Source organism: Amycolatopsis sp. NPDC104775, from assembly GCF_055583325.1.
Map to the genome: position 1 here is coordinate 461,495 of NZ_JBVJOE010000003.1, position 24,409 is coordinate 485,903.

The window sequence follows — 24,409 nt, forward strand, 5'->3', positions numbered from 1 at the left end:
CGATCGTCGGTTAGCTTGCGCGCCATGCGAATCGTGGGTGAATACGAGGTCGACGACCGCCGGGATCGGCTCGACCTCGACGTGCTGTGGACCTTTCTCTCCACCGAGGCCTACTGGGGACGATGGCGCACGCGAGAACAGGTGGAGGCGGCGGTCGCCGGGTCGTGGCGGGTAGTCGGCGCGTACTCGCGCTCGACCGGCCAGCAGGTCGGCTTCGCGCGAGCGTTCTCCGACGGCGTGACCTCGGCGTATCTCGGCGACGTGTTCGTGCTCGCGGAGGCACGCGGTGCCGGGCTGGGCAAGGAGATCGTGCGGGAGATGATCGACAACGGGCCGGGCGCGGACCTCCGCTGGATGCTGCACACCGCGGACGCGCACGGGCTGTACCAGCAGTTCGGGTTCGCGGAACACACGAAAGGCCGGTTCCTCGAACGCGAGGGGGTCAACCGGGAGGCTCTTCGGTAGGTCCATTGTGGACCGTGGCTAGCGCGGCGGCCACGACGTCACGGATCAAGGTGTCGCCGGGCTCGCAGTTCTCCACGAGCATGTCCAGATCTTCAGGACCCACCCAGGCGTAGCGCGGATGCTTGTCCCATTCGAGAACCGGGCGGGCCAGGTCTCCGTCTACTTCGATCACGAAGTAGACGCCGGTCCGCTCGACGCCGTCGTTGTCCGGCCAGCGGAAGCTGCCGAGGTTGTGGACAGTCCGGCGCAGCCGCCATCCGGTTTCCTCGGCGACCTCGCGCTCCAAGGCCTCCTCCGGCGTCTCGCCGTTCTCGACTTTCCCGCCCACGACGTCCCACGTGTTCGGGTAAAGGTCGCGGTCCGCGCTGCGGAGCTGGACGAACGCGCGTCCCTCGGCGTTAAGAACCACCGCGCCCACCACGTCGGGCCGCGGTTGCCCGAAAGCAACCGCGGCTCCCGGCTCCCCCACCGAACCCCTCAGCCCTTGTTCTCGTAAACCGGCACCAGCTTCGCCCGCCCCAGGGTGTGCCCGAACATGTTGAACCCCAGGAACGCGGGAGTCGCGTCCTCCGGAACCTCCAACGTCTCCACATCCAGCGCGTGCACCACGAAGAAGTACCGGTGCGGCCCGTGCCCGGGAGGCGGCGCGGCCCCGAGGTACTGGCGAACCCCGCCATCACCCTTAAGCGTGACCGCGCCGTCCGGCAGGCCCGATCCCGCGGCGTCGCCCGCGCCGGAGGGCAGCGAGGTCACCGAAGCCGGGATGTTGAACACGGCCCAGTGCCAGAAACCGCTGGCTGTCGGGGCGTCCGGGTCATACACCGTGATCGCGAAGCTGCGGGTGTCCACCGGGAAGCTTTCCCACGCCAGCTGCGGCGAGCGGTCCTCGCCGCCGGCGCCGAAGATGCCCGACAGGTGCGGCTGGGCCAGCGTCTCTCCGTCGGCGATGTCCGTGCTGCGCAGGACGAACGAGGGAACCGACGGCAGGTAGTCGTACGGATTGGGCGGCTGGGGCATGGGTTCCTCCTGATCCACGGGGCTCTCCGGCCGCCAGGTTAGGACCCTGGCCCCCGCCGCGCCGCCTCAGGGATGTTTCGGGGGGTTTACCGGATGTCCCCGGGGGCTCGCGCCTTCTAACGTCTTTCGAGACAGCCGAGAGTGGTACTGAGGGGAACTGACATGGCACGCCCGCTTCTGGCACTGGCCGGCATCGCGGTGATCGGCGTTGGGGTGGCGATCGGATTCGGCCAGTGGGGGTTCGGGTCGACGGTGTCGCGGGACGCGACGCTGTCGCAGGAGATCCGCGGGGTGAAGCTGGAGAACGGCTCCGGGGACGTGCGCATCCGCACGGCTTCCGGCGCGGCTCGCGTGCACCAGACCCTTCGCTACCACTTCAGCGGTCAGCCCGGGGACGCCTACCGCGTCGAGGGCGACCAGCTCGTCGTCGTCGACTGCGGCCGCAACTGCACCGCTGACCTGGAGCTGATCGTCCCGGCGGGCATTCCGGTCACGGGCACCTCCGATTCCGGCACGCTGGACTTCGCGGGCGTCGGCAGCGTCGACGTCACCGCCGATTCCGGGCGCGCGCAGGTCCAGGACGTTCCCGGGGCGGTCAAGCTCCGACTGGACAGCGGCGCGGCGGAGCTGCACAACGTCGGCGAGGTGCAGGTGCACAGCCAGTCCGGCCGGATCGAGGGCGACGGCCTGCACGGGCCGGTCGACGTTTCCGCGGGCAGCGGCCGCATCAACCTCAGCCTCGCCCAGCCCAGCGACGTCAAGGCGAAGTCCGACTCCGGCCGGATCGAGGTGAGCGTGCCGCGCGGCGGGTCCTACCAGGTCACCGGCGGCAGCGACAGCGGTCACCGCAGCATCGACATTCCGCAGAACTCAAATCCGGACGCGAAGACGCTCGAGCTGAACACCGACAGCGGCAGCGTCACCGTCAAGGCCGTCTGAAGGGGAGAACAGGCACATCATGCGCAAAATTGAGACGCGGCTGTTGGCCGCGGTGCTGGCGGGCGCGGTGGGGGCGTTCGCGATCACCGCGGCGGTCGGCCATTCGCCGCAGCCACAGGCCACGACGCCGGTGGCGGTAGTGGAAGTCCCGGTGCAGCAGGGGGTCGTCCGGAACGCGGAGGCTGTCGTGCTCCGCACCGCGGCGGAGGACCGGGCTGCCGAGGTGCGCCGGGCATGAACCTGGCCGCAGCAGTGCTGACCTTGCTTCCGCTGGTCAGCGCACCCGCACCGGCGTTGACCTGGACGCCGTGCGGGACCGATCAGGAACCCACCGCGCAATGCGGTCAGATCGAAGTGCCGATCGATCGCGCCCACCCGGAGACGGGCGTCGCGCACATCCCGCTCGTCCGCCTTCCCGCGGCCGACCAGCAGCACCGGATCGGCCCGCTGCTGGTCAACCCGGGCGGTCCGGGTGGATCGGGGGTCGGCTTCGTGCGCTTCGGCGGGCTCGATCCCAAGGTGATCGGCTCGGCGCGCAAACCGTTGCGGGACCGCTTCGACATCATCGGCTTCGATCCGCGCGGTGTGTGGTTCAGCGATCCGAAGATCAGCTGTGACCAGGCGAAGCTGTACGACCCGAAGATCGGCCTCTTCCCCAGCACGCGCCAGCAGTACGACGCTTTCGTCGCGCACAACCGCGCGGCGGGCGAGGACTGTCTCGCCAAGACCGGCCCGATGCTCGGGCACGTCGACACGCAAAGCGCCGCCGAGGACATCGACGCGATCCGCGGCGCGCTCGGCGAGCGGAAGATCTCCTGGCTCGGCGTCTCGTACGGCACCGAACTCGGCGCGGTGTACGTGTCGAAGCATCCGGACCGGGTGCGCACGATGGTGCTCGACGGCGCTGTCGACCATGCCCGGCCGACGCGGCAGGCGATGGTCGAGGAAGCCGCCGCCACCGAGGACGCCTTGCTGAGGTTCGCCTCGTGGTGCGACCGCTCGACGGATTGCGCGCTGCACGGCAAGAACGCGCTCGCCCGCTACGACGATCTCGTCACCCACGGCGCGTACGCGAAAGCGCTGGGCCGCAAGGCAACCGGCGAGGAGCTGGCTTCCGGCGCGTACGGCCACCTCTATCTCCCGGCCGAATGGCCGAACCTGAGCCGCGCGCTGGCGGACCCGGACGCGAGCGCGCTCGCGACCAGCTCGCAGTTCGCGAGCGACACCTACGGCGCGTACCGCTCGATCGGCTGCCAGGACTTCCCGTCGCCGTTCACCGGCTTCGCGGACCTGCGTGCGACGGCCAGTGTGATCCGCGCGGTCGCCCCGCACAGCTGGCGCTACAGCGAGTACTGGGACCTGTCCGCGGGCTGCACCGGCTGGCCGCTTCCCGCGCTGAACCCGCCGCAGCCGCATCCGGTGCACGGAGCCCCGCCGATCCTCGTCGTGGGAGGCGCGCACGACCCCGCCACGCCGCTGCCGTGGGCGCACGGGCTCGCGGCAAGCATCGACGGATCGACGCTGCTCACGTACCTCGGCGACGGCCACACCGGGCTGCTCAACTCCGAGTGCGTGCGCCGTGCCGAGGCCAGCTACCTGGTGAGTGGCATCACACCACCGCGGGGCGAATTCTGCGGGTGAACCCGGGAACAAGACCGGGCACTTCCCCGTTATCCTGGTATCAAGGTTGAGCGCAGTCGGCTCAAGTCTGGCGGACCAGGCCGAGCGCGAGACCGGGAAAACCTGCTAGGAAGGTACTCAAGAGTGCCTCGAAACCGCAGGTCACGAACATAGCAGGAACCTAGTCCAGCACACGAGAGGAAGCACCATGGCGCGAGCGGTCGGCATCGACCTCGGCACGACCAACTCGGTCGTCGCCGTCCTTGAGGGCGGCGAGCCGACGGTCATCGCCAACTCGGAAGGCTCCCGTACCACCCCGTCCATCGTCGCCTTCGCCAAGAACGGCGAAGTGCTCACCGGCCAGCCGGCGAAGAACCAGGCCGTCACGAACGTCGACCGCACGATCCGGTCCGTGAAGCGGCACATCGGCACCGACTGGAAGACCGAGATCGACGGCAAGGCCTACACGCCGCAGGAGATCAGCGCGCGCGTGCTGATGAAGCTCAAGCGCGACGCGGAGGCGTACCTGGGCGAGGAGATCACCGACGCGGTGATCACCGTCCCGGCGTACTTCGAGGACGCGCAGCGGCAGGCCACCAAGGAAGCGGGCCAGATCGCCGGCCTGAACGTGCTCCGGATCGTGAACGAGCCGACCGCGGCCGCGCTGGCCTACGGCCTGGACAAGGGCGAGAAGGAACAGACCATCCTGGTCTTCGACCTCGGCGGCGGCACGTTCGACGTGTCCCTGCTGGAGATCGGCGAGGGCGTCGTGGAGGTGCGCGCCACCTCCGGTGACAACCACCTCGGCGGCGACGACTGGGACGAGCGCATCGTCACCTGGCTGGTCGACAAGTTCAAGGCCGCCAACGGCATTGACCTGACCAAGGACAAGATGGCGCTGCAGCGCATCCGCGAGGCGGCCGAGAAGGCGAAGATCGAGCTGTCCAGCTCCAACTCCGCCAGCATCAACCTGCCCTACATCACCGTGGACGCGGACAAGAACCCGCTGTTCCTCGACGAGACGCTGTCGCGCGCCGAGTTCCAGAAGATCACCTCGGACCTGCTGGACCGCACCAAGGCCCCGTTCAACAACGTCATCCGCGACGCGGGCATCTCGGTCGGCGACATCGACCACGTCGTGCTCGTCGGCGGTTCCACCCGCATGCCGGCGGTGGCCGAGCTGGTCAAGGAGCTGACCGGCGGCCGCGAGCCGAACAAGGGCGTGAACCCGGACGAGGTCGTCGCCGTGGGCGCCGCGCTGCAGGCCGGCGTGCTCAAGGGCGAGGTCAAGGACGTCCTGCTGCTCGACGTGACCCCGCTGTCGCTGGGCATCGAGACCAAGGGCGGCGTCTTCACCAAGCTGATCGAGCGCAACACCACGATCCCGACCAAGCGGTCCGAGATCTTCTCGACGGCGGACGACAACCAGCCGTCGGTGCAGATCCAGGTGTTCCAGGGCGAGCGCGAAATCGCCGCGGCGAACAAGAAGCTCGGCATGTTCGAGCTGACCGGCCTTCCGCCCGCCCCGCGCGGCGTGCCGCAGATCGAGGTCACCTTCGACATCGACGCCAACGGCATCGTGCACGTGACCGCGAAGGACCTCGGCACGAACAAGGAGCAGTCGATGACGATCACCGGCGGCTCCGCGCTGCCGAAGGACGACATCGAGCGCATGGTCAAGGACGCCGAGGCGCACGCCGAGGAAGACAAGAAGCGCCGTGAGGAAGCGGAAACCCGCAACCAGGCGGAGACGCTGGTCTACCAGACCGAGAAGTTCGTCAAGGACAACGACGACAAGCTGCCCGAGGACCTCAAGGGCAAGGTGAAGTCGGCGATCGACGAGGCGAACGAGGCGCTCAAGGGCACCGACTCGGCCAAGATCCGCGAGTCCATCGAGAAGCTGAACACCGCTTCGCAGGAGATGGGCAGCGCGCTGTACGCGAACGCGGGCGCGGCTGGCGCCGAAGGCGCCCCGGGTGCCGAGGGCGCGGCCGGTGCCGCGGGCGGCGCCGCGAAGCCGAAGGCGGACGACGTGGTCGACGCCGAGATCGTGGAAGAGGACGAGAAGAAGTGACCCCCCGCCACTCCGAGACCGAGGGCACTGGCCCCGAGGAACCGGTAGTCGTGCGGGATCGGCGCCGGGTGGACCCGCAGACCGGCGAGGTCCGCCCGCCCGCCGCGGAGGAAACTCCGGCCGGCGAGGAGCCCGTGCAGCACGCGGGCCCCTCGCTGGGCGATTCCGTGGACGAAGCCGTTCCGGCCGCCTCGGATATCGAAAAGCAACTGTCCGAGCGCACTGCCGACCTGCAGCGGTTGCAGGCGGAGTACGCGAACTACCGCAAGCGGGTCGACCGCGACCGCGAAGCCGTGGTGCAGGGCGCGAAGGCGTCCGTGGTCGGCGATCTGCTGCCGCTGCTGGACGACCTCCAGCGCGCGGAGCAGCACGGCGACCTCACCGGCGCGTTCAAATCGGTGGCCGACAAGCTGGTCAGCAGCTTGGAACGGGCCGGTCTGGAAGCGTTCGGCGCCGAGGGCGAGGAATTCGACCCGAGCGTGCACGAGGCCGTGCAGCACAACACGTCCCCGGATGTGAAGGGCCCGACGGTCACCCTGGTGATGCGGCGCGGCTATCGCTTCGGCGACCGGGTGCTGCGGGCGGCGCTGGTCGGCGTGACCGACCACGAGCCCGGCGAGGCTCCCGCGGAGCAGCCGGTCGATCCGCCGGTCGGCGGCGAACTGCCGCTCGACGGTTCGGTCGATGAGTCCGGCCAGCAGTAACAATCGGTTTGCAGCGAAAGGAGGAGACACCCGATGAGTGCTCGGGAGTGGATCGGCAAGGACTTCTACAAAGAGCTGGGTGTCTCCTCCGACGCGACCGCGGACGAGATCAAGAAGGCCTACCGCAAGCTGGCCAAGGAAAACCACCCGGACGCCAACGCGGGCAACACCGCGGCCGAGAACAAGTTCAAGGCCGTGTCCGAGGCGTACGGCGTGCTGTCCGATCCGGCCAAGCGCAAGGAGTATGACGAGGCGCGCACGCTCTTCGGCTCCGGCGGCGCGGGCGGATTCGGCGGCTTCCCCGGAGGCGGCGCGGGCGGGTTCGACATGAGCGACCTGTTCAACCAGGCCGGCGCGCAGGGCCAGCAGGGCGGGTTCGGCGGACTCGGCGACATCCTCGGCGGCATCTTCGGCCGCGGCCGGGCCGGTGCCGCCGGAGCGACGGCGAACCGGCCGCAGCGCGGCGCGGACGTCGAGACCGACGTGCGGATCGACTTCCTCGAGTCGGTCAAGGGCGCGACGCTGCCGTTGCGGCTGTCGAGCCCGGCCACCTGCGGCACCTGTGGCGGCAACGGCGCGAAGCCGGGCACCTCGCCGCGGGTCTGCCCGACCTGCAGCGGATCCGGGCTGGTCAGCCGGAGCCAGGGCGCGTTCGCGTTCTCCGAGCCGTGCCAGGACTGCCGCGGCCGGGGCAAGATCATCGACGACCCGTGCCCGGAGTGCGGCGGCGAGGGCATCAGCACTCGCACCCGCACGCTCACCGTGCGCATCCCGCCGGGCGTGAAGGACGACCAGCGGATCCGCCTGGCCGGCCAAGGCGAACCCGGCCGGGGCGGCGCGCAGGCGGGCGACCTGTACGTGCGCGTGCACGTGGCCCCGCACAAGCTGTTCGGGCGCAAGGACCTCAACCTGACGCTCACCGTGCCGGTCGACTTCACTGAACTCGCGCTGGGTACCACCGTCACCGTGCCGACACTCGAAGGCAAGGTGTCGCTGAAGGTGCCCGCGGGTACCGCGAGCGGCCGAGTGTTGCGGGTGCGCGGAAAGGGCATTCAGAAGCGGGACGGCGCGCAGGGCGACCTGCTGGTCACGCTGGAGGTGGCGGTCCCGGCGAAACTCGACGACAAGGCGCGGTCGGCTCTTGAGGCCTACGCCGAGGCGATGAAGGGCCACGACCCGCGGCCCGAGATCACCGAGTTGCTCGAAGGCAGGTGAGGGTGATGTTCGGCGGCAATCCGGGACTCCCGCACGGTGCGGACGAGGACACCCCGGTGTTCGTGATTTCGGTGGCGGCCCAGCTGTCCGGGCTGCACGCGCAGACGTTGCGCTCCTACGACCGGCACGGCCTGGTCTCGCCAGGCCGCACCGCCGGCGGCGGACGGCGCTACTCGATGCGGGACATCGCCCTGCTGCGCGAGGTCCAGCGCCTTTCGCAGGAGGAAGGCGTCAACCTGTCCGGCATCAAGCGCATCATCGAACTGGAGAACCAGGTCGACGCGCTGCAGTCCCGGGTGCGCGAGCTGGCCGAAGAACTCGCCGCCGCGTACGCGGCCGCCGAACAGGCCGCCGCCGCGGTGCACGCGTCCTATCGCAAGGATCTGGTGCCGCTGCGGCAGAACACCTCGCTGGTGGTCTGGAAACCCAAGCGCCGCTGAGCTTTCCCTACGGCCCTTCCGCCTGGTGCGGGAGGGCCGTTTTACTTTCCTGAGTGGACTTCGGCGAGCGTGTGCAGATCGGTGAACGCCTCGGTCAGGTAGTCGTCAAGGCTCCGCGAGGGATCGCTGATCCAGGCTTGCGTGGCGTGGTGAAACGTCGCCCACCCGGCGTGCGCGGCCAGCTTGGCCAGCCGGTCCTCGACGCCTCGCTGCCGCAACGCTTCCGCGAGTGCTTCGGCGAGTGTCGCGGCTTTGGCCAGGTTGCGTTCGCGCAGGGTCGGCGTCGCGGCGATCAGGTCGCGGCGGGGCTCGGCGAACGGGAGATTGCGCTCCATGATCCGCCCGGCCTTCCGGAAGGCGCGAAGCAGGATTTCCAGCGGTGCCAGTCCTTCCGGGGCTTCGGCGACTGACCTCGTCAGGTCTTCGCGCAGGTCTGCTTCCCCGTCGAAGAGCACCTCGCGCTTGTCCGGGAAGTGCCGGAAGAACGTGCGCTCGGTGACGCCTGCCCGGGCCGCGATCTCCGCGGTGGTCGTCTTGTCGAACCCGTTTTCCCGGTACAGCTCCAGCGCCGCCTGTTTGAGGCGGCTGCGCGCTTCTGCTCCGCTCCGTGGCACGTCCTGAGCCTACCCCGCTTTTGTGACAGTGACTGACCCCACATTGCGACAGTCACTGTCGCTACGCATAGAGTCAGTGACTGTCACTAAGGAGCCGTTCATGCATGTCTTCGTCACCGGCGGATCCGGCCAGACCGGTCCCGCCGTCGTCACTGAGCTGGTCGAAGCAGGGCACACAGTCACCGGCCTGGCTCGTTCGGACGCCGCCGCCGCCCGCCTGGAGTCGCTGGGCGCGACGCCCCATCGGGGTTCGCTCGAAGATCTCGACAGCCTGCACCGCGGTGCCGAAGCCGCCGACGGCGTGCTGCACATGGCCCAAGGCGGCAGCTACGCCGATCCGGACGACCTCATCCGCCGCGACTGCGAAGCGATCGACGCGCTGGGCCAGGCGCTGGTCGGCACCGGCAAACCGTTCGTCAGCACGTCCGGCACACTGGTGATGAAGGCCGGTCAGGTCAGCACTGAACTCGACCCGGCTGATCCCGGTTCCGTGGCCTATTTCCGCATCCCCGGCGAGCAGACCTGTCTTGGTTTCGCTGACCGGGGTGTCCGAGCGAGCGTCGTACGGCTCTCGCCGACCGTGCACGGTCCGCGCGACCACGGCTTCATTCCGGCGCTCATCGCCGGTGCGCGCCGGGCCGGGGTCTCGGCGTATATCGGCGACGGCACGAACCGTTGGCCTGCCGTCCATCGCGATGATGCGGCAGTGCTTTTCCGTCTGGCGCTGGAGAAAGCGCCTGCTGGAAGCGTGCTGCACGGGGTGGGAGAAACTGTTGAGATCAAGAGCGTCGCGGAGAAGATCGCACAGCTGCTCGGCATTTCCACGGCGTCCCTGACCCTCGACGAGGCCGCCGAACACCTCGGAAATCCTTTCTTGGCAAGGTTCTTCTCTCTCGACGTGCCTTCCTCCAGCGCGCACACTCAGGAATTGCTCGGCTGGACGCCGCACCACGCGACGCTGCTGGAAGACCTGGAAACCGGCGACTACTTCACGCCGGAAGCCAGCGACCGCGCCGAGGCGGTGTGGCGGTAGGAGACGTCTGGTTGAGCGTTACTTCAAGTGTTCCTCGAAGAACGCCATGACCCGTCGCCAGGCATCCGAATCCGACGGCTCGTGATAGCCCATCCCCGCGACCCGGGCAATCGCGGCCAGCGGTGCGGGCCGGTAGCGGTTCGCGAAACCGTGCCCAGCGTCCGGGTATTCCTTGACGTCGTGCGGGATTCCTCGTTCGGTGAGCGCGGCGTCGAGCTTCGCCGCGGCACCGCGCAGGGAGACGTCCTTGCCGCCGAAGCTGCCGACGATCGGGCACGCGTCGTCCAAAATGGACAGATCCTTCGGCAGTTGCCCGTAGTAGGGCGCGGAAGCGTCGAAGTCTCGTGACGCGGCCACAAGGGCGAACCCGCCGCCCATACAGAACCCGACGACACCGACCTTGCCGGTCGCGTCGTCCCGTCCGGCGACGAGCGCCCGCGCCGCCTCGATGTCCGCGAACGCCCGGCCCTCGCGGGCGAACAGGTCCTGGAAGGTCCGCTTCACGCAGCGGAGCATGCCGCCGCGCGAGTACAGATCGGGGCTCAGCGCGAGATAACCCGCGGCTGCGTACCGGTCGGTGATCTCGCGCGCGTCCTGGTTCAGCCCGAGCACGTCGTGGATCAGCACCACCGCCGGGAACGGCCCGTCGCCGGACGGCACCGCCAGATAGCCGCCGATTTCCCCGTCCGCCACCGGGATCTGGATGTCCATGGCCTCAGTCCGCGGTGAACGGGTCGTATTGGATCTGGTCCAGCGCGCTGCCCGCGACCAGCATCCGCGACACCGTCGCACGGATCATCGCCGGAGAGCCGGACACCAGGATGTCGTGGTCCGGCCACGCGCCGTACCGTGTGACCGCCTCGGCGAGGGTGCCGTGTTCGCAGCCGGGCAGATGGTCGCCGCGTTCGACGACCGGCGTGATGGTGAGCCACGGATTGGTCGCGGCGAGCGCGCGAAGTTCTTCCAGGTCATAGAGGTCTTCGCGGGTCGGGCCGCCGTAGAACAGCCGGGTTTTCGGGTTCTCGCCCCACAACGCGAGGTGGTCGAGAATCGCGCGCAGCGGCGCGACCCCGGTGCCGCCCGCGACCATCAGCACGCCGCGAGACTGTTCGCGGTTGACGGTCATCCGGCCCAGCGGCGGGCCGAGCCGCCAGACGTCGCCCGCCTGCGTGTGGCTCACGATCGCCCGCGACACCCAGCCGCCGTCGACCGCGCGCACGTGGAATTCGATACCACCGTCCTCGCGCGGCGCGTTCGCCGGCGACAGATACCGCCACAACCGCGGCCGCTGCGGCACCTCGACGCTCATGTACTGGCCCGGCGAATACGGCACCGGCTGGTCCGGGATCACCCGCACCAGCGCGAGATCCCAGGTGAGCCGCCGGTGCTCGATCACGGTGGCCGACCACGACGCCGGATTCTCGTCCGCCGCCGCGGCCTCCTGCATCGCGCGCGCGACGATGGTGAACGCCTCCGCCCACGCACGCTCGACCTCCGGCGTCCACTCCGGGCCGAGGTGGTTTTTCAGCGCGGCCAGCAGCGCGGTGCCGACGGCCTCGTAATGCTTGGGGGCGACGCCGAACTTGCGGTGGTCGCGGCCGAGCTGGCGCAGGAACGGCAGCAGGTCGTCCGGCCGGTCCACCATCTGCACGACGCGGGCCAGCGCGCGGATGATGCGCCCGCCCTGCACTTCCATGTTGATCGGGAAGAAATCGCGCGTGGCGGGCGCGAGGGTGAACAGCATCCCGTAGAAGAACTGGGAGATCTCCGGGGCGTACGGCTCCGATTTGGCCCAGGTGTCGCGGATGAGCTGCACCATCGCGACGACAGCGGCGGGCGCCTGCCGGGGCGCGGCTGAGGTCCGCGGCAGCGGGCTGATCGAATCGGCTGTCATCGGGCTGTCGTCGTTCATGGGTCGGGACCGGAGGCCGGGGGGTTGGGAGGGGATGGTCACGAGAGCAGGGCGGCCGCGGTTGTCGGATTCGGCTCGCGCCGTCGCGCGGGGGAATTCGCCACTCCTGCTCCTCGTTGTCCACGACGTGCTCGCCGCGTCGGCATCGCGGGGCGTCTGGTCCGCAGAGTAGCCGCACTGAGGCGGATTGCCCGCATCGTTGCTCCGGTCGGGTTACCGGCCGGTCGGGACGTGGGGCAGCTCACCGATTAGATAGTTGTCCTACGCAACCTTTGACGGCTAAACTTGTAGAATACAAGCAAGTGGGCACCGGCCCGGGAGGAACGATGAGCCCAGCTGACGACGTGCGGCTCGAACTGCTTCGGGAGCTGAAGGCGTCCGCCCAGCTCCAGCACCTGTGGATCATGCAGGCGTGGCAGAACGAGCCGGGGCTGCACCCCGCCTCGGCCATGCTGCTGTCCGACCTCGCCAAGCACGGCGAGGCGCGCCCGTCCGAGGTCGCCAAGCGCAGGCTCGTCGACCTCTCGGTGATCAGCAGGCAGATCGCCCAGTTGCAGGCCGCCGGGCTGATCGAGCGCCGCCCCGCCCCCGAGGACGGGCGCGCGTCGCTGATCAGCGTCTCCGAAGCCGGTCTCGCCCGGCTCGAACTGTGGCGCAAGCAGTATCTCGAGTTCTTCGAGACGGCACTGGGCGGCTGGGACGAGGACCGGATCGCCGGCCTCACGTCCCAGCTGGCCGAACTGAACGAAGGTCTGCGCACGACGCTCGGCCCGTCCGGGTACTGCGCCGGTCAGGCCCCGCACGCGGGAAAGTGAAGTAACGAACAGTGGAAACCACCGCATCCGGGCAGTCGATGACGCACCGGGAAATCCTCAAGGCCTTCACCGGCCTGTTGCTGGCCTTGCTCGTGGCGTTGCTGTCGTCGACCATCGTGTCCAACGCGCTGCCGACGATCCTCGCCGACCTGCGCGGTTCGCAGAGCGAGTACACCTGGGTCGTCACCGCGACGCTGCTGACGTCGACCGCGACCACCCCGATCTGGGGCAAACTCTCCGACCTGTTCAGCAAGAAACTGCTGTACCAAATCGCGATCGTCGTGTTCACCGTCGGCTCGGCGCTGGGCGGGATCGCGCAGTCGATGCCCGAACTGATCGCCTACCGCGCGCTGCAGGGCATCGGGCTCGGCGGGCTGCAGGCGCTGATCCAGGTCGTCATCGCGGCGATGATCGCGCCGCGCGACCGCGGCCGCTACACCGGTTACACCGGCGCGGTCTTCGCCGTCGCGACCGTCTCCGGCCCGTTGATCGGCGGGCTGATCGTGGACTCACCGCTGGGCTGGCGCTGGTGTTTCTGGGTGTGTGTGCCGCTGGCCGTCCTCGCCTTCATCGTGCTCGGCCGGACGCTGAAACTGCCGGTGCTCAAGCGCAAGGTGCGGATCGACTGGCTGGGCGCGACCCTGCTGGTCGGCGGCGTCGCGCTGCTGCTGATCTGGGTTTCGCTGGCGGGCGGCAGCTTCGGCTGGATTTCGTGGTCGAGCCTCGCCTACGTCGGCGGTGCGATCGTCGCGCTGGCGCTGGCGGTGTTCGTCGAAACCCGGGTCGCGGAGCCGGTGGTTCCGCTGCGGCTCTTCCGCAACCGCACCTTCACGCTGTCCGTGCTCGCCTCGCTGGCGGTCGGCACCGCGATGTTCGGCGGTTCGGTTTTCCTCGGGCAGTACTACCAAATCGCGCGCGGGTTCTCGCCGACGCACGCCGGTCTGATGACGCTGCCGATGGTGCTGGGCCTCGCCGTCGCCTCCACCGGCGCGGGGCAGGTCATCTCCCGCACCGGACGCACCAAGCCGTTCATGATCGCGGGCGGGATTTCGCTGCTGGCCGGGCTGTTCCTGCTTTCGACGGTGGACCACGCGACCAACCTGACGCTGATGGGCTGCTACCTCGCGCTGGTCGGCCTCGGACTGGGTTTCCTGATGCAGAACCTGGTTTTGGTAGTCCAAAACACGGTCGCGATGAAGGACATCGGCTCGTCGTCCTCGGTCGTCACGTTCTTCCGGTCGCTCGGCGGCGCGGCGGGCGTGTCGGCGCTCGGCGCGGTGCTCGCCGTCCGGGTGGCCACGAACATCGCGAACTCCCTGTCGCAGATGGGTATTCACTCCGGCGGCGCGGTTTCCGGCGGTGGCGGCACGTTCGCCATCGCGTCGCTCCCGCCGGCGCTGCAGCCGGTGGTGCGCGGGGCTTTCGGCGACGCGACCGGCACGGTGTTCTTCGTCGCGGGCTGCATCGCCGTGGTCACCTTCCTCGCGGTGCTGTTCATCAAGGAGGTGCCGCTGCGCCGCACCCTCGACGCGGACGCGGCCCCCGCTGCGACGGCCGTGTCGGCCGAGGCCGTAACGGTGGCCGAAGCTCCGGTCGAGGTGGCTTCCGTACTGCGCGGCCGGGTTCTCGACGCGGCCGGTCGGCCAGTGTCAGGTGTCGTGCTGACGCTCACCGACATGACGGGACGTCAGGTCGACGTCGGGCGTACGGGACGTACTGGCGCGTACGAGTTGTCGGCGAACACTGTGGGCGAGCACGTCCTTCTCGCGACAGCTGGTTCGACGCGGCCCGCGGTGTCGACCGTGCGGCTTAACGGCAACGCTCGTTGGCACGACTTGCTGTTGGACAGCCAGGGCACCATCTCAGGGCGCGTACGCGTGGCCGGCCGACACGCCGCGGTCGCAGGTGCGGTGCTCACGCTCACCGACCGTCTGGGCATTGTCACCGCAACGCACATCGCGGGCGGCGACGGCGCGTACCGCTTCACGGGAATCGAACCGGGCGCCTACACGCTCACAGTGTCCGCGCACGGATACACGCCACACGCCGAAACGATGACGGTCGGAGACGGTGCGGCGGCACAACATGATGTTGAACTGAGTGAGGCTGTCGAGCGAGAGTTCGTTAGGCACCAAGGAACACTCAGCGTCGACTAAAGGGGCTCGTGAGTGTCTATCCCGGTTCAAGCCGGGATAGACACTCACGATCTTGCTACTGGGAGTGGCATTTGCCGTCAAGCGATGCGCCCTCCCGGCCCTGCCTCGTCCCCCTGCTCCGGAGGTAGCGTCGAATATGTGACGCGAAGCAGGGTCGCGATGTTGCTGGCTATGGGGATCGACAACTTCGGTTCCGGACTTTTCCTTCCGCTCGCATTGCTTTACGTGACGCGGGTGATCGGAATTCCGCTCGTCCAAGCGGGCACGGCAGTCACTTTGGGCACCACTGCCGGTCTTCTCATGCCGCCGCTGGCCGGGAGACTGGTCGATCGGGCTGGCCCGAGAGCCGGAGTTCTCGCCGCGCAACTGTTGCAGGCTGCCGGAATCAGTGCGTACTTTTTCGCGCACGGCCTCGGCGGCGTTGTGGTGGCCGCCATACTTCTTGGTGCCGGGCAACAATTGTTTTACAGCTGCCTGTTCGCGCTCATCTCCGAAGTCGCCGGAGACGTGCCGAAGGACCGGCCGTTCGCCGAAGTCGGAATGGTGCGCGCGGGAGGATTCGGTCTCGGCGGGCTGATGTCGTCGGCGCTGCTCACCTGGTTCGGCGACAGCGGCTACAACGTCGCGCTGATCGGGGACGTGCTGACCTTCCTGGCGGCGGCGTCGCTCGTCGCGATGTTCATCCCTCCCGGCCGCCGGTTCGCGCCCGCGACCCGGGCCCGCAGCGGGGTGCTGCGCAACCGCCCGTATCTCACGCTGATCCTGCTGAGCGGTCTGTTCGGGCTGTCGCTCGACTTCTTCCTCATCGGCACCCCCGTGTTCGTGCTCGACCGGTTGCACGCGCCGACCTGGCTGCCCGGCGCGATCCTGTTCCTGCTCACGGTGCTGACCAGCGCCGGCGGCACGATCGCGCTGCGGCTCACCCGGGGCCTCACCCGGATCAGTGCGATGCGGGCCGGGTCCGCGCTGTTCGCCGCGTGGTGCCTGACGAGCGTCGGCGTGCTGCTGGTGCCGCGCAGCTGGCAGGTGCCGTATCTGCTGGCCGCCACGCTCGTGTTCGCCGCCGGCGACCTGGTGTTCGGCCCGCGCTCCAGCGCCCTTGCCGAGGCCGCCGCACCGCCCGAAGCGAAGGGCCGTTACCTCGCCGCGTTCCAATACGCGTTCACTGTGGCTCAGGTGCTCGCTCCAGCGATCGTGTCGTTGTTTTCCGTGGCGGCTTGGTTACCCTGGGTGCTGGTCGGGGGTTGCGCTTGCCTCGCCGCGCTCGGGCTCGGCAGGCTGGGACCGAGGCTGCCCGCGGCCGCGGTGGCACCAATTCAGAGTTGAGCGGAACAGACTCAACTTTGCTGACGTTATACCTGTCGACGGGCCTTGGTCGGGCCGGTCACCAGGTATTTCCACGAACGCATGAGGTGAGGGATGGACGCTTTCAACCCGACCACGAAGACCCAGCAGGCGATCTCGTCCGCGGCGCAGGCGGCCACCGTGGCCGGCAACCCGCACGTGTCGGCCGCCCATCTGCTGGGCGCCCTGCTGGCGCAGGGTGACGGGACCACCGCACCGCTGCTGACCGCGGTCGGGGCGGATCCGGAGACGGTGCACAAGGAGCTCGAGCCGATCATCAACGGGCTGCCGTCGGCGACCGGCGCGACCGTGTCGACCCCGCAGTTCGACGCGCCCGCGGTCAAATCGCTCACGCGGGCGCAGAAGCTCGCCACCGAACTCGGCGACGAGTACGTGTCGACCGAGCACCTGCTCGTCGGCCTCGCCACCGAGGGAGCCCAGGTCGCGGACCTGCTCAAGCGGCACGGCGCCACGCCGGACGCGTTGCGCGAGGCGTTCGCGAAGGTGCGCGGCTCGGCGCGGATCACCAGCGCGGATCCGGAAAGCACGTTCAAGGCGCTGGAGAAGTACGGCGTCGACCTGACCGAGCGGGCACGTTCCGGTGAGCTCGACCCGGTCATCGGCCGCGACACCGAGATCCGCCGCGTGGTGCAGGTGCTTTCCCGGCGGACCAAGAACAACCCGGTGCTGATCGGCGAACCGGGCGTCGGCAAGACGGCGATCGTCGAGGGCCTCGCCCAGCGGATCGTCGCGGGCGACGTGCCGGAATCGTTGCGCGGCAAGCGCGTTGTCGCACTCGACCTCGGGTCGATGGTGGCCGGAGCCAAATTCCGCGGTGAGTTCGAAGAGCGGTTGAAGGCTGTCCTCAAGGAGATCACCGACTCCGCGGGCGAGGTCATCACGTTCATCGACGAGCTGCACACCATCGTCGGCGCGGGCGCGACCGGCGAGGGCGCGATGGACGCGGGCAACATGATCAAGCCGATGCTCGCCCGCGGCGAGCTGCGGATGGTCGGCGCGACCACGCTCGACGAATACCGCCAGCACATCGAGAAGGACCCGGCGCTGGAGCGCCGGTTCCAGCAGGTGCTCGTCGGCGAGCCGTCGCCGGAAGACACCATCGCGATCCTGCGCGGGCTCAAGGAGCGGTACGAGGTGCACCACGGGGTCCGGATCACGGACGCCGCGCTGGTCGCCGCCGCGACGCTGTCGGACCGCTATATCACCGCGCGCTTCTTGCCGGACAAGGCGATCGACCTGGTCGACGAGGCCGCGTCGAAGATCCGGATGGAGATCGACTCGCGTCCGGTGGAAATCGACGAGGTCGAGCGGGCCGTGCGGCGCATGGAGATCGAAGAGATGGCTCTGTCCAAAGAGGACGATGCGGCCTCGTTGGAACGGCTGACCGCTCTTCGGGCCGAACTGGCCGAGAAGCGCGAGGAACTGACCGCGCTGACTGCCCGGTGGCAGAACGAGAAGGGCTCGATCGAGACCGTCCGTGAGCTGAAAGAGCAACTGGAGCAGCTGCGCGGCGAATCGGAACGCGCCGAACGCGACGGTGACCTCGGCAAGGCCGCCGAGCTGCGCTACGGCCGGATTCCGGCGCTGGAGAAGGAGTTCGAGGCCGCGATGGCCGCGAACGAGGCCAGCAAGCAGAACGTCATGCTGAAGGAAGAGGTGGGCGCGGACGACGTCGCCGACGTGGTCAGCGCGTGGACCGGCATTCCTGCCGGGCGGCTGCTGGAAGGCGAGACGGGCAAGCTGCTCCGGATGGAGGAGGAGCTGAACCGCCGCGTCATCGGCCAGGACCAGGCGGTCCAGGTCGTCGCGGACGCCGTGCGGCGGGCGCGGGCCGGCGTCGCCGACCCGGACCGGCCGACCGGTTCGTTCCTGTTCCTCGGCCCGACCGGCGTCGGCAAGACCGAGCTGGCGAAGGCGCTGGCGGAGTTCCTGTTCGACGACGAGCGCGCGATGCAGCGCATCGACATGAGCGAGTACTCCGAGAAGCATTCGGTGGCCCGCCTCGTCGGTGCTCCCCCAGGCTACGTCGGCTACGACCAGGGCGGTCAGCTGACCGAGGCCGTCCGGCGCCGCCCGTACACGGTGGTGCTGCTGGACGAGGTCGAAAAGGCGCACCCGGACGTGTTCGACGTGCTCCTGCAGGTCCTCGACGACGGACGGCTGACCGACGGCCAGGGCCGGACGGTGGACTTCCGCAACACCATCCTGATCCTGACGTCGAACCTCGGCTCGCAGGCCATCGCCGACCCGGCGCTCGACGAACGCCAGCGCCGCGACGCGGTGATGGAGGTCGTGCAACGGCAGTTCAAGCCGGAGTTCCTGAACCGGCTGGACGACATCGTGGTGTTCCACGCGCTCGGCACCGAGCAGCTGACGTCCATTGTGGACATCCAGGTCGCGCGCCTGGCGAAGCGGCTCGCCCAGCGTCGCCTGCACCTCGAGGTCACCGACGGCGCCCGGGAATGGCTGGCGTTGAACGGCTTCGACCCGATCTACGGCGCCCGCCCGCTGCGACGGCTGGTGCAGTCGGCGATCGGCGACCAGCTGGCGAAGCAGCTGCTGTCCGGCGAGGTCCGGGACGGGGACACCGTCCGGGTGGACCTGCCGGCGCTGGAAACCGGGGACACGCTGACGGTGTCGCGGGTCTGAGAGCGGCTGGTGAAGGCCTCCTTGCGGGAGTTTCCCGCGGGGAGGCCTTCACTGCGTTGTGCCGAGGTCAGCGGTCCAGACGCGAACTGCGAAGTCGGCTGATCGCGTTTCCTCGACATAGCCGTCCGGTACTGGGCGAAGGTCGTCCCCCGGCACCTGGCCCGGATTTTCGTCGTGGAGAAACTCCTCGACGATGGCGAGCAAGGGGACGTCGCGCTCGACGCGCGCCCGGAAGGGCAGTTCCTTGCCCGGCAGCGAGGTGGTCGAGCACCTCAGCTGCCCGGCTTGCTGGTCGTGCCATACGTAGAACGTCACTTGCCCGTCGTATCCCCGCGAGCGAACGCGCTCACTCAGGATCGAGGCGCACTCCTCGAACGCGGCGACGATCTCGTGCGCCGACAACGAACCGCGTTCCTCGTCCGGCATCGAGAGCCACCAGGTGTTCTCCCGGTCCTCGAGGTTTCTCGCGGCCGGGTCGACGACCAGCGGCTCGTCCGCGACCTCGCGGATCCAGCTCAGCAGCACCACGTCAGCATGGCAGCCAAGTCCAGCCGTTAAACGCGAAACCGCCCGGCCGCGGCAACGCGACCGGGCGGTTCCCGTCTCAAGCTCTCAGGCGTCTCCGCCGTGCTCCGGTTCCGCCGGACGCGCCGGAGCCGGGGTCGTGCTGCCGCCGGGCGGCGGGGTGCGCGGCGCGGGCGGGGAAGGCTGCCGCTCCGTCATCCGGGTGTCCGCCGGAGAAGGAGCCGTCGTCTCGACCGCGCGAGTGTCGACCGGTCGCGTGGCCTGGGTGTCGGCCGGGGACGGGGCGGTGGTCGGGGTGCCCGCCGACGGCGTCCAGGTGCGGTTCGAGTCGTAGTCCTCGTCGAACGGGTCCACGATGTCGGCGATCTCGCCCAGGTCGCGCAGCAACCGCTCCAGCCGGGACGGCCCGGCTCCCGGCACGACGCTCGCCAGCACCCACTCGTTCTCCAGCCAGGCCACCCCGACGTCGCCGCCGAGCTGGTCGGCCGCGTCGACCAGGTCCTGGGTGATGACCTGGCGCGCGCCCTCGGAATCGTCCGCGAAGGCGTAGCGCTGGCCGATCGGCCCGAGCATCTCCGGCATGTTCTCGCGCTGGAACGGCACGCTCGACAGCCACATCTCGACCGGCACCCGGTGCGACTTGTTGCAGCGCACGGCCACGACCACCGCGGGCACCTGGCCCTGGGTTTCGATGTCGAAGATGAACACCGGACGGCGGCCGTCGGAGGTGAAGGTGGAGCCCGCGACGACGTTCACCGCCGCGTCCGCGCCGAAGTAGCCGATCGCGCCCCCCGACCACTGCCGGGGCAGCCGTTCGTCCTCTTCCACGAACTGCCAGCCGCGCAATTGGGCCCAGCGCTGCCGCTCACGGTTGCGCGAGCCTTCCTTGGCCCGGTCCGCGAAGAGCAGGCCAAGGCCAGCCACCAGCGCGACGGCGGCGATGACGAACCAGATCCACGCCGAGATACCCACGCGGTCAGGGTATCGCTGCGAGGCCCTCCTACCGGGACGACCGCCCCGTGTCGGCGCGCCCCGTTTGGCCGGAACCGTCCAGGTCGCGTCGACAAATCGGCTAATCGCCCGGGGTCGGGCGTCCAGGGGGCCGGTTCCCGGTGACCGGGCGGGCCGCTGGGCTTATCCAGCGATAGGGGCGGACATCCGGGACAGGATCCTTGCCGGGCCGGTCTGGGCGCGGGTAGAGGTTCGTTCGACCCTCTTTTCCGCCGCCGCCGGTAGCAGGAAGGACACTGGCATGGCTGTGTCGAGACGATCGGTACTGGCTGGGACCGCGGCGGCGCTCGGAGCGCTCGCGGTGCCTGGGGTTGGGGTGGCGGCGGAGGGGCGGGATTGGTCTCGTGCCGTCATCGACTCCACTATGAAGCGGTATACCCCGTCGTCTATTGGGGGCTGGAGTTACCCGCTCGGTCTTTACTTCTATGGGCAGTATCTTTTTTATCGGCGTACCTCTGAGCGACGGTATCTCGATTACATCGTCGCCTGGTATGACCGGTTTATTACTGACGACGGGATATCCAACAGTTTCAGCAGTCTTGACTCGATGCGGGCTTGTCAGATGCTTCCGTTGCTGTACAACGAAACTGGGCGGGTGAAGTATCGCACGGCGGCCGATCAGTTGCGTAAGCGGTTTGAGACGTATCCGCGGACCAGTGACGGCGGGATGTGGCACGCGGTCAGTCGTCAGCATCAGTTGTGGGGCGACGGGGTTTATATGGCGCAGCCGTTTCTTGCTTTGTATGGGAAGGTTTTCAACGATCCGGGGTACTGCTACGAAGAGTCGGCGAAGAATCTTTCTGTCTACTTTGGGCATCTCAAGGAGCCTGCCAAGGGGTTGATCTATCACGCCTACGATGAGAGCGGGACTCAGCCGTGGGCGGCTGGGCCGGGGAAGCATTCTGGCTTTCATTGGGCTCGGGCGATTGGCTGGTTCGGGATGGCGGCGATCGACATTCTCGAGGTATTGCCTGCTGATCATCCTCGGCGGCCGGAGCTGGTGGGGATCGTCAGGTTCCTGGCGGAGGGGTATCGCCGGTTCCAGGATCCGCGGACTGGGCGGTGGTATCAGGTCGTTGACCACGGTGGGGATGACGGGAACTGGCTGGAGACGTCTGCGTCGTCGATGTATGCGTTTACGGTTTCTCGGGGGGTTGAGCGGGGGTATTTGCCTGCTGCTTATGCGTCCGTTGCTCAGCGGGGGTATGCGGGGGTGTTGCAGAAGGTGTCCGTTGGTTCGGATGGGTTGACGTATCTCGCTGATATTTGCGAGGGGACTAATGTGGGGGATTTGAAGTTTTATTTTGGGCGGAAGCGGTTGATTAATGATTTTCATGGGTTGGGGGCGTTTTTGATTATGAATGAGCAGTTTGTTCGGGTTCGTCGTGGCTCGTCGCCTGGCGGCGACATTGCGCCTCGGGGATGAGGGGGCACCCCGAAGCCCAGTGTGCTGACGGTTCGGGGGGGGGGGGGGGGGGGGGGGGGGGGGGGGGGGGGGCGCCCCCCCCCCCCCCCCACCGCTGCCCGAGACCGTTTTTCTCGTCGCCGTTTTCCGGCGATCCGCGAATCCCTGCGCACCAAGGAGGAGTGCATGACGGACCCGACGCTGGACGCGCGCCGCGACGTCGGCAGACCACATCCGCGAGCCGCGACCGCGGCGGACTGTCCCGGACGAGGCGACGCGGCGAGCGCGCGGAACGGCTCCAGCGCCGGGTTTGTCAGCCGCCAACGCGAAACGGCCGGAAGCGCCAGCCGCTTCTCGGCACGCCGTCTTTTCGCGGAAAGCCGGGTGACAGCAGCCAGCACCGCCGCTTCCTCTTCGGCGACGACGCTCGAAGAGGGAGAACCGCCGCTCCGGCCATCCGCGGAAAACCAGGCAACAGTAACGAGCACCGCCACTCCATATCCAGCAACAACGCCCAAGAAGAGAGAACAACCGCTCCGGCTATCCGCGGAAAGCCGGGCGACGGCAGCCAGCACCGCCGATCCCCCTCCGGCGACGACGCTCGAAGAGGGAGAACCGCCGCTCCGGCCATCCGCAGAAAACCAGGCGACAGCAGCCAGCGCCGCCACTCCATATCCAGCGACAACACCCGAAAAGAGAGAACGACCGCCCCGCCCGTCCGCGGAAAACCGGGCGACACCAACCAGCACCACCGCTCCCTCTCCGCCGACAACGCCCGAGAAGAGAGAACATCCGCCCCGGCCAACCGCGGAAAACCAGGCAACGCCAACCAGCACCACCACTCCATATCCAGCAACAACACCCGAAAAGAGAGAACCACCGCCCCAGCCATCCGCAGAAAACCGGCGCCCCGCCGAGCGCACCGGGCAGGACCAGTTCGCCCCGAATGCCCGGTGCGCAAGGAAAACCTCCGCGTGCCGGGGCGGGCGCCCGGCGGCCGGGTCCGGCCGCGCCACCACCACTGTCAGGGGAGAACAGGCCAGATGACCATCCTCGAGCATCCCGCGCCGCTCACCGGTCCCGCGGTGCACTGCGATCTGCCCGGCCCTCGCTCGGCCGAGTACCTCGCCCGGCAGGACCGCCGGGAGCCGAACGCCCGCGGCGGGCCGCGGCGGCTGCCGATCGCGATCACCGAGGGTTCGGGCAGTTTCGTGCGCGACGCCGACGGCAACGTCTTCATCGACTTCCTCGCCGGGGCGGGCGTGCTTTCCCTCGGGCACAACCATCCCGAACTGGTCGCGGCGATGACCGCGCAGCTGGGCAAGCTGACTCACGCGCTCGACTTCGCGACCCCGGTCAAGGACGAGTTCTCCGAAGCCCAGCTCGCGATGCTGCCCGAGGCGCTGCGCTCGCGGATGAAACTGCACTTCTGCGGACCGGCCGGGACCAACGCGCTCGAGGCCGCGCTCAAACTGTGCAAGACGGCGACCGGGCGCGGCGGCGTCGTGTCGCTCCAGGGCCGGTTCCACGGCAGCGCGCAAGCCGCGCTGGGCCTGACCGGGCCTCGGCAGGCCGCGGGCTCGGGCACCTTGCCCGGCACTCAGTATCCGCCGTACTCCTCGTGCCCCCGTTGCCCGTCCGGACACGACCCGGACACCTGCGCGGCGACCTGCCCGGACCTGCTCGAACGCTCGCTGCACGATCCCGATGGCGGCCTCCCGCTGCCCGCCGCGGTGGTGCTCGAACTGGTGCAGGGCGAGGGCGGCGTGGTCCCGGCGCGGGCGGATTTCGTGCATCGGGTGCGCGAGCTGACTCGCGAGCTGGACATCCCGCTGATCGTCGACGAACTGCAGACCGGCTGCGGCCGGACCGGGACCTGGTTCGCCTTCGAGCGCTACGGGATCGAACCCGACGTGATCGTCGCGGCCAAGGCGCTCGGCGGAATCGGCTCGCCGGTGTCGCTGATCATCTACGACGAGCGGCTCGACAGCTGGGCCTCCCGCGCGCACGTCGGCGGGTTCCGCGGCAATCAGCTCGCCCTCGCCGCGGGCGCGCGGGCGATCGAGGTCGTCAACCGCGACAGCGTGCTGGACAACGTCGTCGAGCGCGGATACCAGTTCGAGGAGCTGCTTTCCCCGCTGGCCAGCCATCCGTGGGTGACGGACGTGCGCGGCACCGGGCTGATGTGGGGCATCGAACTGGCCGACCCGCGCACCGGGGCGCCGGCGTCGGAACTCGCGCTGGCGGTGCAGAAGCACGCGCTGCGCCGCGGGCTCATCGTCGAACTGGGCGGACGCGGCGACAGCGTCGTGCGGTTGCTGCCGCCGCTGAACGTCACCGCGGAAGTCGTGCGCACGGCCGCCGGGATCCTGCTGGCCGCACTCGACACCGCGACCCGGGAAGCACGCTAGCCGCGAGACCGCGCCGCCGCCTGGGGTCTGGCGACGGCG

At 68.9% G+C, this 24,409-nt stretch carries 21 protein-coding genes and 1 pseudogene; 15 read left to right on the forward strand and 7 right to left on the reverse strand.

Annotation, left to right across the window (positions count from 1 at the left end; genetic code table 11):
* The first annotated feature begins 24 nt into the window (after positions 1-24).
* Positions 25-465: a GNAT family N-acetyltransferase gene (locus ACZ63D_RS16470; RefSeq protein ID WP_465355139.1), complete on the forward strand. Its 441-nt coding sequence runs from the start codon at positions 25-27 to the stop codon at positions 463-465.
* Here the strand turns inward: ACZ63D_RS16470 and ACZ63D_RS16475 are convergent.
* Positions 443-934: an NUDIX hydrolase gene (locus ACZ63D_RS16475; RefSeq protein ID WP_465355140.1), complete on the reverse strand. Its 492-nt coding sequence runs from the start codon at positions 932-934 to the stop codon at positions 443-445. The two genes, ACZ63D_RS16470 and ACZ63D_RS16475, sit on opposite strands and share 23 nt — an antisense overlap.
* Positions 935-942: 8 nt before the next feature.
* Positions 943-1,482: a YbhB/YbcL family Raf kinase inhibitor-like protein gene (locus ACZ63D_RS16480; RefSeq protein ID WP_465355141.1), complete on the reverse strand. Its 540-nt coding sequence runs from the start codon at positions 1,480-1,482 to the stop codon at positions 943-945.
* A gap of 162 nt (positions 1,483-1,644) precedes the next feature.
* Here ACZ63D_RS16480 and ACZ63D_RS16485 point away from each other — a divergent pair, with 162 nt between their 5' ends.
* The 7 genes from ACZ63D_RS16485 to ACZ63D_RS16515 all read left to right on the forward strand — a co-directional run bounded on the left by ACZ63D_RS16485 (position 1,645) and on the right by ACZ63D_RS16515 (position 8,474).
* Positions 1,645-2,421, forward strand: coding sequence for a DUF4097 family beta strand repeat-containing protein (locus ACZ63D_RS16485; protein ID WP_465355142.1), 777 nt, complete (start codon positions 1,645-1,647; stop codon positions 2,419-2,421).
* 19 nt (positions 2,422-2,440) lie between these two features.
* Positions 2,441-2,659 carry a hypothetical protein gene (locus ACZ63D_RS16490; protein ID WP_465355143.1) on the forward strand — a complete coding sequence of 73 codons (219 nt, stop codon included), beginning with the start codon at positions 2,441-2,443 and terminating at the stop codon, positions 2,657-2,659.
* Complete coding sequence (locus ACZ63D_RS16495; RefSeq protein ID WP_465355144.1) at positions 2,656-4,062, forward strand: alpha/beta hydrolase; 1,407 nt, start codon at positions 2,656-2,658, stop codon at positions 4,060-4,062. The genes ACZ63D_RS16490 and ACZ63D_RS16495 overlap by 4 nt, the downstream gene beginning before the upstream one ends.
* 187 nt (positions 4,063-4,249) lie before the next feature.
* The gene (gene dnaK, locus ACZ63D_RS16500) at positions 4,250-6,115 is read left to right on the forward strand and encodes a molecular chaperone DnaK (RefSeq protein WP_465355145.1); all 1,866 of its coding nucleotides are present in this window, start codon (positions 4,250-4,252) and stop codon (positions 6,113-6,115) included.
* Complete coding sequence (gene grpE / locus ACZ63D_RS16505) at positions 6,112-6,819, forward strand: nucleotide exchange factor GrpE (RefSeq protein ID WP_465355146.1); 708 nt, start codon at positions 6,112-6,114, stop codon at positions 6,817-6,819. Before dnaK ends, grpE begins: the two co-directional genes overlap by 4 nt.
* A 33-nt stretch (positions 6,820-6,852) precedes the next feature.
* Positions 6,853-8,034 carry a molecular chaperone DnaJ gene (dnaJ, locus tag ACZ63D_RS16510; protein ID WP_465355147.1) on the forward strand — a complete coding sequence of 394 codons (1,182 nt, stop codon included), beginning with the start codon at positions 6,853-6,855 and terminating at the stop codon, positions 8,032-8,034.
* Positions 8,035-8,039: 5 nt separating this feature from the next.
* Positions 8,040-8,474 carry a heat shock protein transcriptional repressor HspR gene (locus ACZ63D_RS16515; protein WP_465355148.1) on the forward strand — a complete coding sequence of 145 codons (435 nt, stop codon included), beginning with the start codon at positions 8,040-8,042 and terminating at the stop codon, positions 8,472-8,474.
* 41 nt (positions 8,475-8,515) lie between these two features.
* Here the strand turns inward: ACZ63D_RS16515 and ACZ63D_RS16520 are convergent, their stop codons facing one another.
* On the reverse strand, positions 8,516-9,088 hold the full coding sequence (locus ACZ63D_RS16520; RefSeq protein WP_465355149.1) for a TetR/AcrR family transcriptional regulator: 573 nt from the start codon (positions 9,086-9,088) through the stop codon (positions 8,516-8,518).
* 100 nt (positions 9,089-9,188) lie between these two features.
* Between ACZ63D_RS16520 and ACZ63D_RS16525 the strand changes: the two genes are divergently transcribed.
* Positions 9,189-10,121 (forward strand): SDR family oxidoreductase, encoded by a 933-nt coding sequence (locus ACZ63D_RS16525; RefSeq protein ID WP_465355150.1) that lies wholly within the window; start codon positions 9,189-9,191, stop codon positions 10,119-10,121.
* An 18-nt stretch (positions 10,122-10,139) separates the two neighbouring features.
* Here ACZ63D_RS16525 and ACZ63D_RS16530 read toward each other — a convergent pair whose 3' ends face one another.
* Together ACZ63D_RS16530 and ACZ63D_RS16535 are read right to left on the reverse strand one after the other, a co-directional pair.
* Complete coding sequence (locus ACZ63D_RS16530; protein WP_465355151.1) at positions 10,140-10,832, reverse strand: dienelactone hydrolase family protein; 693 nt, start codon at positions 10,830-10,832, stop codon at positions 10,140-10,142.
* Between the two features lie 4 nt (positions 10,833-10,836).
* Positions 10,837-12,015, reverse strand: coding sequence for a globin domain-containing protein (locus ACZ63D_RS16535; RefSeq protein WP_452079350.1), 1,179 nt, complete (start codon positions 12,013-12,015; stop codon positions 10,837-10,839).
* Positions 12,016-12,359: 344 nt separating this feature from the next.
* On the opposite strand from ACZ63D_RS16535, the gene ACZ63D_RS16540 reads away from it, so the two are divergent.
* The 4 genes from ACZ63D_RS16540 (at position 12,360) to clpB (ending at position 19,018) form a co-directional block, all read left to right on the forward strand.
* A complete protein-coding gene (locus ACZ63D_RS16540) occupies positions 12,360-12,848 on the forward strand; it encodes a MarR family winged helix-turn-helix transcriptional regulator (protein WP_465355152.1) in 489 nt (162 codons plus the stop codon).
* A 38-nt stretch (positions 12,849-12,886) separates the two neighbouring features.
* On the forward strand, positions 12,887-15,004 hold the full coding sequence (locus ACZ63D_RS16545) for an MFS transporter (protein ID WP_465355562.1): 2,118 nt from the start codon (positions 12,887-12,889) through the stop codon (positions 15,002-15,004).
* Positions 15,005-15,142: 138 nt separating this feature from the next.
* Positions 15,143-16,330 carry an MFS transporter gene (locus ACZ63D_RS16550; protein ID WP_465355153.1) on the forward strand — a complete coding sequence of 396 codons (1,188 nt, stop codon included), beginning with the start codon at positions 15,143-15,145 and terminating at the stop codon, positions 16,328-16,330.
* A 93-nt stretch (positions 16,331-16,423) separates the two neighbouring features.
* Positions 16,424-19,018, forward strand: coding sequence for an ATP-dependent chaperone ClpB (gene clpB, locus ACZ63D_RS16555; protein WP_465355154.1), 2,595 nt, complete (start codon positions 16,424-16,426; stop codon positions 19,016-19,018).
* A gap of 48 nt (positions 19,019-19,066) precedes the next feature.
* Here clpB and ACZ63D_RS16560 read toward each other — a convergent pair whose 3' ends face one another.
* Both ACZ63D_RS16560 and ACZ63D_RS16565 read right to left on the reverse strand, forming a co-directional pair.
* Positions 19,067-19,543 carry a hypothetical protein gene (locus ACZ63D_RS16560; RefSeq protein WP_465355155.1) on the reverse strand — a complete coding sequence of 159 codons (477 nt, stop codon included), beginning with the start codon at positions 19,541-19,543 and terminating at the stop codon, positions 19,067-19,069.
* 315 nt (positions 19,544-19,858) lie between these two features.
* Positions 19,859-20,515: pseudogene (locus tag ACZ63D_RS16565) on the reverse strand (hypothetical protein); the annotation flags it as partial.
* Positions 20,516-20,795: 280 nt separating this feature from the next.
* Here ACZ63D_RS16565 and ACZ63D_RS16570 point away from each other — a divergent pair.
* A complete protein-coding gene (locus ACZ63D_RS16570) occupies positions 20,796-21,980 on the forward strand; it encodes a glycoside hydrolase family 88/105 protein (protein ID WP_465355156.1) in 1,185 nt (394 codons plus the stop codon).
* Positions 21,981-23,002: 1,022 nt separating this feature from the next.
* Positions 23,003-24,370 (forward strand): aspartate aminotransferase family protein, encoded by a 1,368-nt coding sequence (locus ACZ63D_RS16575; RefSeq protein WP_465355157.1) that lies wholly within the window; start codon positions 23,003-23,005, stop codon positions 24,368-24,370.
* Positions 24,371-24,409 lie beyond the last annotated feature (39 nt).